Annotated in this window: 9 protein-coding genes; 2 read left to right on the plus strand and 7 right to left on the minus strand. The window is 48.2% G+C overall.

The features are described 5' to 3' along the window. Positions 1 to 481: 481 nt before the first annotated feature. The gene (locus ACR2PX_RS07315; RefSeq protein WP_433998697.1) at positions 482 to 1,180 is read left to right on the plus strand and encodes an AHH domain-containing protein; all 699 of its coding nucleotides are present in this window, start codon (positions 482 to 484) and stop codon (positions 1,178 to 1,180) included. Next, positions 1,158 to 1,697 (plus strand): hypothetical protein, encoded by a 540-nt coding sequence (locus tag ACR2PX_RS07320; RefSeq protein ID WP_433998698.1) that lies wholly within the window; start codon positions 1,158 to 1,160, stop codon positions 1,695 to 1,697. Before ACR2PX_RS07315 ends, ACR2PX_RS07320 begins: the two co-directional genes overlap by 23 nt. Before the next feature lie 164 nt (positions 1,698 to 1,861). On the opposite strand, the gene trpC is transcribed toward ACR2PX_RS07320, so the two are convergent. From trpC to ACR2PX_RS07355, 7 genes are all read right to left on the minus strand, one after another. Next, the gene (gene trpC / locus ACR2PX_RS07325; protein WP_433998699.1) at positions 1,862 to 2,677 is read right to left on the minus strand and encodes an indole-3-glycerol phosphate synthase TrpC; all 816 of its coding nucleotides are present in this window, start codon (positions 2,675 to 2,677) and stop codon (positions 1,862 to 1,864) included. A 3-nt stretch (positions 2,678 to 2,680) separates the two neighbouring features. After that, a complete protein-coding gene (gene trpD, locus ACR2PX_RS07330; protein ID WP_433998700.1) occupies positions 2,681 to 3,718 on the minus strand; it encodes an anthranilate phosphoribosyltransferase in 1,038 nt (345 codons plus the stop codon). A gap of 54 nt (positions 3,719 to 3,772) precedes the next feature. Next, entirely contained in the window at positions 3,773 to 4,351 is a 579-nt protein-coding gene (locus tag ACR2PX_RS07335) for an aminodeoxychorismate/anthranilate synthase component II (protein WP_433998701.1), read from the minus strand. 1 nt (position 4,352) lies between these two features. After that, positions 4,353 to 5,879: an anthranilate synthase component I gene (gene trpE / locus ACR2PX_RS07340; protein WP_433998702.1), complete on the minus strand. Its 1,527-nt coding sequence runs from the start codon at positions 5,877 to 5,879 to the stop codon at positions 4,353 to 4,355. Between the two features lie 629 nt (positions 5,880 to 6,508). Next, positions 6,509 to 7,195, minus strand: coding sequence for a phosphoglycolate phosphatase (locus tag ACR2PX_RS07345; RefSeq protein WP_433998703.1), 687 nt, complete (start codon positions 7,193 to 7,195; stop codon positions 6,509 to 6,511). A 79-nt stretch (positions 7,196 to 7,274) separates the two neighbouring features. Continuing rightward, on the minus strand, positions 7,275 to 8,510 hold the full coding sequence (locus tag ACR2PX_RS07350; protein WP_433998704.1) for a hypothetical protein: 1,236 nt from the start codon (positions 8,508 to 8,510) through the stop codon (positions 7,275 to 7,277). A 123-nt stretch (positions 8,511 to 8,633) separates the two neighbouring features. Then, positions 8,634 to 9,272, minus strand: coding sequence for a tetratricopeptide repeat protein (locus tag ACR2PX_RS07355; protein ID WP_433998705.1), 639 nt, complete (start codon positions 9,270 to 9,272; stop codon positions 8,634 to 8,636). Positions 9,273 to 9,374 lie beyond the last annotated feature (102 nt).

Consider the following 9,374-nt stretch of genomic DNA (forward strand, 5'->3'; position numbering starts at 1 on the left):
CAAATACTTGAAACATTATCTGGGCTGGCGGCGGCTATTGACAGAAGCTGACAAGTTAACAGGTGAGCGTCTTTCTGAAAAAATTGTAGAACACTGGTTCAAACAACAGATAAAAGCAACTTAGCCTGATACCCAAGGTTTTGGGAACGAATCGTTGTCTTTTCCCCACAGACGCTTCAGGATGATCTGTTTTGCAACACTCAATTTCTTCTTGATTGGTAGTTTTTGATAATACTCTTCAAATGTCATGGATATATCACTAGTGGTACTTAAGTATTTGGTAGATAGTACCAGAAGTGAAAGATCTACATTACTAGGAAATATCAGTAATTTTTGAGAACTAGGTGGTCAGTAGTTGGTGATTCTCAAGAAGGACGTTGGTTAAATCTATGTAGCTAGAATCTCAAGAGTTACTGGCCTATTGAAGAAAAATAGCTTCTGATCCATTTTATTCTTTGGCATCATTCGTCATGAAAATAAGTTGAATAATGCATCGTACGACAAGGGTTCTGTTGTGACCTCTTATATTTCTCCACATGTCAATCAATCTGACGTCCATCAAGGCTCCAGAACCAAACTGGAGCAAGCTATTCAGCGTTACGAAGATAACATGGTAAAAACTGGCAGCAAATTTACCCCTGCCCAGAAGAGGCATTTGGAAAGAGAGCGTATGTATGTCAAAAATTTTGCCCAGATTACTCAACGTTTAGAAGACTACTATGGTGTTTTAGATAACTCGGACTATGATCTCTTTGAAAGCGACCGCCATAAGAGTAAAAGGCTTGGGGAAAACATGAGGGCGGTTGGACGGCCTAAACCAACAGACAGGCATGATGCACATGCAGTAGTTTCCGGAAAACATGCAAAGGCAGCGTTATCGAGAATAGTCTTGGCAACTTATCGGGTTGGGCTTGATCACCCAAACAATGGTGCATGGCTTCCTAGATACAAAGCCGATGCCTATGCGTCGAAAAATTGGGCAACGCCAGGTGCAGTACCACATCTCCCAACTCACAGAACAACATACTATGAATGGATTGAACTTGAGTTAGGGTCTCTGATAAGCCAGGAAGTGATACTTAATAAGCTGCGTGATATAGGCATCAGTCTGGAGTCTGGTGAAGAAGTACCTAATCAATTACTTGCCGAGATGGAATATGAAGATTTACAAAATAAGTAGTAGTGATGATTTTTCCGAGGTGTTTCCTAACCTGGTCGGCATGATGAAAAAGCTTGGTAATCCCAAGAAATATCTGGATGCTGTGAGGGAAAACAAGCCGTTAAAAGATTTATGGTTTGAGCAAGAAGGCATAATTCAAAGTAAAAAGCAGGTTGCTGATATCTGTAAACCCTATTCTGGTCAGCTTATGCTTTCATCAATAGTCAGAGATAGCTTGGATAGTGAGCTTGCGACCTATGGTGAGTTTCTTCCGGTTACTTTGCAGGGAGAAAAATACTGGATAATGAACTTGCAGAATAGTATTCAAGCTGCCGGGAATAATAGCTCCCCAGATAGAAGTGATAAAGATTGGTTCGATAAAATTACGTTCAAAGAAGAAAACATCCGAAAGCAACTTCTTTGGACTACATCCCTTGACAACGACAACCAGATTTTTTGTACACACCGGTTTATAAGTCTGATTGAGGAGTCTGACTTCAAAGGATTGAAGTTTCGACCATCACTGCCAGCTACCTGAGAAAACTATCTTGATATTTGCCCTGATTAAAACTGCCTGCGATCTGTGATAAAGAAAGTTGTGTTTCTACTGAATGTAAGCCTCGGAGAAACACTGCACTTTCTGTCTCATGAATAGTTTAGAAAGTTTACAGAAGTTCTTTCTGCAAACTTTCAACTCTTTAGTTAGAGGTATTGGCTGAAAAGCTTTTTCAATCCTTCACCCGGATCTTCCTGACGCATGAAGGCTTCACCGACCAGGAAGTTGTTCACGCCTTTCGCGAACATGCTATCCACATCTTCTACGGTATGGATGCCACTTTCTGTAATTACCTTTCGGCCTTCTGGAATCTCAGACAGCAGCGAGAATGTGTTGTCCAGCGTCACTTCAAAAGTGTGCAGGTTACGGTTATTGATGCCCAGTAATGTACCTTCCAGAGGAAGAGCACGTTTGAGTTCATCGGCACCGTGAACCTCGACCAGGACATCCATTCCCAAGTCCATAGCAGTACTGCTGAATTCTTGAAGCTCACCGTCGGTAAGGCAGGAGACAATCAATAGAATACAGTCTGCGCCTATCATGCGGGACTCATAAATCTGCCAGGGATCAACCATGAAATCCTTGCGCAGTACTGGCAGGGCACAGGCTGACCGGGCCTCCTGAAGATAGCTTTCCTGGCCCTGGAAAAAATCTTTGTCTGTCAGTACGGAAAGACAACTGGCGCCTGCCTGTTCATAGCTTTGGGCAATGCTGGCGGGATCAAAATTTTCCCGAATCACGCCTTTGCTGGGCGAAGCTTTCTTGATTTCAGCAATTATAGCGGCCTGTCGGCTTTCAGTCCGTGCTTCCAGGTTTTTGGCAAAACCACGGGTTCCCTCTGTGTGGCGAGCCCTGGCAATGACTTCCTGCATGGACAGTGCAGCCTGACGCTCTGCGACCTCTTCACGCTTGCGCTCAACAATTTTGTTGAGGATGGTTGGCCTCATATTTGAAGTTGTCATTCATTACCCCTCTGCAATCACTTGTGTGAAGCTGGCCAGCTCACGCATTTTTTCAAGTCCCAGTCCGCTGGCAATAGCATCCTGAGCCATGGCGATACCTTCCTGAAGGCTGGTGGCTACACCGGAAACGTAAACGGCAGCACCGGCGTTCAGTGAAATCATGTCGGCAGCTTTGCTGGCGTATTCACCTTCCCGCTTGCCCAGGGCGTCCTTGATCAGGGACAGGGAGTCTTCTGACCCTTCGACGGTCAGGCCGATCAGGCTTTGAGATTCGATACCAAAGTCTTCAGGTTTGATAACGTATTCGCTAATCTCACCGTCTTTCAGTTCCGCCACATAGGTTTCACTGGCAATACTGATTTCATCCAGACCGTCAATAGAATGTACGACCATGATGTGCTGGTTACCCAGTTCACGCAGAACTTCGGCCATGGGGCGGCAAAGTTCACGGGAAAAGACGCCGATGACCAGGTTTTTTACGCCGGCAGGGTTGGACATGGGACCCAGGATATTGAAGAAGGTTCTAATGCCCAGTTCTCTGCGAACACCCACTACATTTTTCATGGCCGAGTGGTGCGCCGGAGCAAACATAAAACCAACGCCCACTTCTTCGGTGCAGCGTGCTACCTGTTCTGGCTTGATACCCAGCTGAATACCTGCCTTTTCCAGCAGGTCAGCGCTGCCACTGGAGCTGGAAACACCACGGTTACCGTGTTTGGCAACATGGGCGCCTGCTGCGGCAGCGACAAAGGATGACGCTGTGGATACATTGAACAGGTGAGCACCATCACCACCTGTACCAACAATGTCCACAAGGTGTTCAGCGTTGACTTCAACACCGGTCACCATTTCTCTCAGTACCTGGGTCGCCCCGGTAATTTCTTCAATGCTTTCGCTTTTCATGCGCATAGCGGTGAGGAACGAGCCGATCTGGGCATGGGTACATTGGCCGGTCATGATGTCGCGCATGATGCTCATCATTTCTTCGCGACTCAGGTCTAGGTTGCTGACGGCGCGGGCAATGCCCTCTTTAATATTCATCTCGTCTGGCTCCAATGGTTATTCTCTAAAGTTTGGCAGCAGGCGCTTTTGACCTTATTGCTTAAGAAAGTTGTCCAGCATGTCATGGCCTCGGTCGGTCATGATGGATTCCGGGTGAAATTGAACACCTTCCAGGGGCAGAGTCTTGTGGCGAATGCCCATAATCTCGTCCATGCTGCCGTCTTCGTGCTGGGTCCAGGCGGTAATTTCAAAACAGTCTGGCAAGCTTTCTTTTTCAATGACCAGAGAGTGGTAACGGGTTGTTGTGACCGGGTTGGGCAGATCAGCGAAAACGCCCAGTCCCTTATGATAGACGGGGGAAACCTTTCCGTGCATGACTTTTCGAGCCCTGACAATATTTCCACCAAAAACCTGACCCATACTCTGGTGACCCAGGCAGACACCCAGAATGGGTTTCTTACCGCTGAAGCGTTTAATGACTTCCATGGAGACACCGGCTTCATTCGGGGTGCAGGGTCCTGGCGAAATCACAATGCGTTCAGGGTTCAGGGCTTCGACCTGTTCCAAAGTGATGTGGTCGTTACGATGCACTTCTACTTCCTGGCCCAGTTCACCAAAGTACTGAACCAGATTCCAGGTGAACGAATCATAGTTGTCGATCATTAAAAGCATCTCAGTTTCGCTCCCCTGTTTGCTTCTGGTGAGTAGAGGTGGCTGACAGGCCTGTCTGGGCCATGGCAACAGCTTTGAAAAGGGCCCGTCCCTTATTCATGGTTTCTTTCCATTCCATTTCAGGAACTGAGTCCGCGACAATGCCTGCGCCTGCCTGCACATGGAGTTTGCGGTCTTTGATGACAGCAGTACGTATGGCAATGGCGGTATCCATGTTGCCATTCCAGGCCAGATAGCCAACGGCTCCACCGTAGACCCCGCGCTTAACCGGTTCCAGTTCGTCAATAATTTCCATGGCACGTACTTTAGGGGCACCACTCAGTGTGCCTGCCGGCAAGGTGGCCTTGAGCACATCCATGGCATCCATTCCGTCCTTCAGTTGGCCGGTCACATTGGAAACAATATGCATAACGTGGGAGTAGCGCTCAATCACCATTTTGTCTGTCAGATTGACGCTGCCTGTTTTTGCTACACGACCAACGTCGTTACGCCCCAGGTCGATCAGCATCAGGTGTTCCGCCAGCTCCTTGGGATCATTCAGCAGCTCTTGTTCCAGCTCTTTATCTCGTTCCTCGGTAGCTCCACGCTTGCGAGTACCGGCTATAGGTCTGACAGTGATTTCACCGTCTTCCAGGCGGGCAAGAATTTCCGGTGATGAGCCGACAACATGGAAATCACCCAGGTCCATATAATACATATACGGCGATGGGTTAGTGCTGCGCAGTGCCCGGTAAAGATTGAGAGGAGAACTGTCAAAAGGAATCGTCATTCGCTGAGACGGGACGACCTGCATCGCATCGCCAGCCAGAATATATTCCCGGATCTTTTCCACAGAGGCTTCAAAGGCTTCTCGTCCAAAACCGGATTTGAAGTCGTCTTCCTGAGCCGGGTTCAGGGAGGCCTGCACGGGAGGAAGCACATTCGTGGTTTGCAGTCTTCGCACCAGATCATCAAGGCGGAACTCGGCTTTTTCCAGAGCGGCCGGTGCTGCCGGGTCTGCATGAGTTACGAGGATCAACTTGCCACTGAGGTTGTCAAATACCACCAGTTCGTCAGAAACCATCAGCATGATGTCCGGGTTATCCAGTTCATCTTTCGGAGCCGTATGTTTCAGGCGCTCTTCAATATAACGGACGGTATCATAGGCAAAGTATCCAACCAGGCCGCCAGTAAAACGCGGCAGGTTGGGCAGTTCAGGCACTTTGTAGCGTTCCTGAAATTGCTTGATGAAGGTCAGTGGATCTTCCGGGTTGTGTTCTTCAACAATCTGACCATCTGTTTCCAGGGTGACTTTGCAGTCTGGGCTGTAACCAGACACCCGAAGTATGGTTCTGCACGGTAGTCCTATCATGGAGTAACGTCCCCACTTTTCTCCGCCTTCGACGGATTCAAGCAGGTAAGAGTAGCGACCATTGGCCAGCTTCAGGTAAGTGGTCAGTGGCGTGTCCAGGTCCGCCAGGATTTCCCGGATTACAGGAATGCGGTTATATCCTTCGCGGGCCAGACGAGAAAATGCTTCAGGCGTCATACAGGCCTCTTTATTATCTGGCTGATGGTTAAGCGGTATTATATTTTGTGAAACCGTTTTTCACCCCAAGGGGTCAGAAAACAGTTTCAGCCGCTCATGGCTGTTTAAAAAATAGTGCGAAAAAACGCAGGGCTTTGGCTGAGTTGGAGCTTTATATCAGGCGCAGGGCCAGCCAAGCCATCGCCAGGAGGAGGACTTTTGGGCAGGTATAGAGAATCTCGCTGACAGCGCAGCGGCTCCAATGTTGATCTGTGTCTCTGAATGACGTGCTATCACTGCTGGCTCCGAAATTAGTCTGGGCGCAGTCGTTAAGATAAGAATCGAAGATTATATGACTGCAAAGGTTAATGCAAACTCTGGGAGCCTGACCGCGAATAGCGTCCGGGTATAAAGCTCAGTGGAGCGAGCCATCAGTCTCGAGCTTTACTTACTTTGTGTAAAGAGTGGATCTATTTCATCAAACTCAGAGGACAACATTGCCAGGAGCCGTTTTGGACAACCTTCAGTCTGCCCCCTCAAGGCGAGCACCACGACGGTGCTCATCTAGTAAGAGTCTGACCGAGAATAGACAGATCTGCCTCTTCTCCATCCGCCTCCTGGTTGATTGTCCAGGCTCTGGAGAGTGGAATTCAGAGTAGCTCTGTCAGGCTCTCAACCACACAGTCAGGGTGAGCCGATTCAATCGGTTCTCCATGGTTATAGCCGTATGGCAGACCCACTACTTTTACATCCGCTGCTCTGGCCGCTTTTACGTCGTTTTTTGAGTCACCAATCATAAGCGTGTTTTCAGTGCTACTGCCAAAGTGCTTCATAGTGTGCTGCAGGGGCATGGGATGAGGTTTTTTCTCATCCAGACTGTCACCCCCCACACTGAGCTCAAAGAAGTGATCAATGCCCATATGTTTCAGCAGTGATTCTGTGAAGATTTCAGATTTGTTCGTTACCACGGACTGTTTGATGCCGGCTTTGTGAATCTGGCTGAGGAAAGTGAATACGCCTGGGTAGAGAGAACTGTGCTGGCCAACTTCAATGGCATAGTGATGCTTGAACCGTTCCAAAGCGTTGGTGAAGGTTGCTTCATCTACAATACCGGGCTGATCGCCCATCATATCATCGGCCAGAGCCCTTTTGACCAGTGACGGAATACCGTTACCGACCCAGAGTCTGGCTTTTTCGTCACCGGCGGAAGGCAGGTTGAGGTCCGTCAGCATTTTATCCAGAGCTATAGCCAGATCTGGAACACTGTCAACCAGTGTGCCATCCAGATCGTACATGATTAATTGAACGGGGCTATCCAGCAATTCAAACAACTTCATTGTTTTCAGATATCCAGAGGGAGGGAGTAAAAGACAGTGTGATTATAGGGGGATTTTTGCAGAGATTGACAGGCTGGCATCAATCTTTGCCATCCAGTGCTTCCTTTAATAGCGTATCGTCAATCGCTGGTTCAGGAGCACTTTCCACTGTGATGGGCTTATTGGAATCAAAGTGACGAGATAGCAGAACTATCTGAAGCTTGTTACCCCATGGCAGTATGATCAGTTTCCATGGAGAGGTCTGAGAGGAATAGATTTTACCTTGTTCATGCAGTAATGGGTTCTGAATAGCGGTGTACGAGATAAAGTCGTGATGAGTGTGGAGCCCATCGCCAGCGATGCTGGGGTGAGCACTGGCTAACAGATAATCGCAGCTGTGCAGGGAGGGAGTAGGAACCCATTCAGGAAACCAACCGGTGACAGTGACCTTGCCAGCCAGTGACAGTGCTGTCTGCTGAAAAAGCCCAGGCAGGCCAATAATGACTTTAGGAGGAGTGGGGGTCCAGGTTTCCAGACTGTCTCTGGTCCTGGGTTTAACACGTTGTATCGCGTCCTGCTGAAACACAAACAGTTCAGTGTCGTGCATTAAGGTGGCTCCTCCCAAACCATGAGTGGGCAATTCGTAGGTTTTTGACAAGTCATGCCAGCCGGGTCGTGTAGCTTCAGGTGATTTATCGTCTTTATTTTCTTTGGACCTGGCTTTGTATTGTCTACAGAGAGGGGGTGAGCCGGGGAAAGTAAAACACAGCATTTTGCTGGACAGTTGAGGTAATCCCAGTTGCATCAATTCGATCTCAGTTTGATACCACTCAGAGTGTTTGGGTGAATAGATGAAAAAGTCGACCAGGGTGTTGGTGCCTGTCAAATGTTTCATTTTCAGAATGGCGTTGTCCATGGAAGCAACATCGACAAAACGGCTGTTGGTCATCACTACCGGCTGTGAGGGTACGGATGAATCCGTACCGGTCAGGGCTTCTGAGGCTTTGTTTAAAGTCCAGATTGCCAGTGTACCGAGCATCTGAGTCAGGGAGGTGTTTTCTTCAGTTGGCTTGCCTGGGTCAAAGGTAGAAGTTTGATACTCGCTTTGCTTGATAGCAGTGAGCTGGGCGGTATGCATCATGCCGTGATACTGAATGCTGATATTGAGCGTCCCGACTTTGACATAGTCAAAGCTTGCAGGTCGAAGCATAAAGTCAGTCAGTTTGTCTCTGGCATCAAGAACATAAGCGTCATACTCCAGATTGATCTGGTGCAGGGCATTACCCGTTGAAGTCAGACAATAGAGTATGAAACCCAGTGGAAGATGCTTCTTCATTGAATTTAAGGAGAAAGGTCCTTAAAGATAGAAAATGTCCGGCCAGATGAGAGTAGATAATAAAAGTCATTCCTGCCAAAAAAGCTGACTTAAGATTCAGCGACTCTGTGATGCGGTAGGAGGTTATTGAGAGTGATTAGCGAGCCATTCCTCCCAGGTGGTGTTGGCGAATCGCCTGGCACAAATTCGCCAGTCGTTCTTCATCATTTGTTGGTACTGTTCAGTGCTGGTCGCCAGCTTCTCTGTTTGCTCACAATGATAGGCGGCTTTGGGTGTGCACCAGTAAATTTTGCAGTAAAACGCCTGGGTATTAAGCAGCTGTGGATCTGAACATTGCAGGTATCTCAGGGCTCTTTCGTTAAAGGGGTCATTAGGCTTGTTGTTATCAATACTCAGTGCCGCCATTCTAAGACAGGCATCGGCATTGCCACCTTTTACCGCACGTTTCAGCCAGTAGGTCCCACGTTTCCTGTTGTGCTGTACACCTTTTGCATCAATGAAGAGACTGCCTAGAAGATAAGCTGCTTCTGGCAGTCCGTGTTCTCCCTTGGCAGCCTGAGTGTAGAAGTAACGTGCTTTCATAAAGCCTTCTGGTGTTGCCTTGTTGAAGTGAATCTTACCTGCCATCAAGGCGGCTTCCGGGCTTTTTGCTCTGGCCGCTTCTTCAAAATAGATTAAGGCCCTGTCGTGATTGGTTGTTACCAGATCTCCGTAAAGGTGAAAATGACCAAGCCAGTAGCCGCTACTAAAAACCTGCGACAATCAGTGATTCTCTGGGTTTATCTACACCGTCAACACGGCTGCATACCGGAGTATGTCTTACGCCACTCTTGTGTAGGGTTTAAGGTCGAGCTGTAACGTGTC

This window comes from Endozoicomonas sp. (assembly GCF_051008435.1).
In the GTDB taxonomy this organism is placed as follows: domain Bacteria; phylum Pseudomonadota; class Gammaproteobacteria; order Pseudomonadales; family Endozoicomonadaceae; genus Endozoicomonas_A.

What these genes read in the sequence shown, in the direction of transcription:
- trpE (WP_433998702.1), bottom strand. Translation starts at nt 5,879, where the DNA reads ATGACGCCTGAAGCATTTTCTCGTCTGGCCCGCGAAGGATATAACCGC.
- trpC (WP_433998699.1), bottom strand. Translation starts at nt 2,677, where the DNA reads ATGACAACTTCAAATATGAGGCCAACCATCCTCAACAAAATTGTTGAG.
- ACR2PX_RS07320 (WP_433998698.1), top strand. Translation starts at nt 1,158, where the DNA reads ATGAAGATTTACAAAATAAGTAGTAGTGATGATTTTTCCGAGGTGTTT.
- ACR2PX_RS07335 (WP_433998701.1), bottom strand. Translation starts at nt 4,351, where the DNA reads ATGCTTTTAATGATCGACAACTATGATTCGTTCACCTGGAATCTGGTT.
- trpD (WP_433998700.1), bottom strand. Translation starts at nt 3,718, where the DNA reads ATGAATATTAAAGAGGGCATTGCCCGCGCCGTCAGCAACCTAGACCTG.
- ACR2PX_RS07350 (WP_433998704.1), bottom strand. Translation starts at nt 8,510, where the DNA reads ATGAAGAAGCATCTTCCACTGGGTTTCATACTCTATTGTCTGACTTCA.
- ACR2PX_RS07345 (WP_433998703.1), bottom strand. Translation starts at nt 7,195, where the DNA reads ATGAAGTTGTTTGAATTGCTGGATAGCCCCGTTCAATTAATCATGTAC.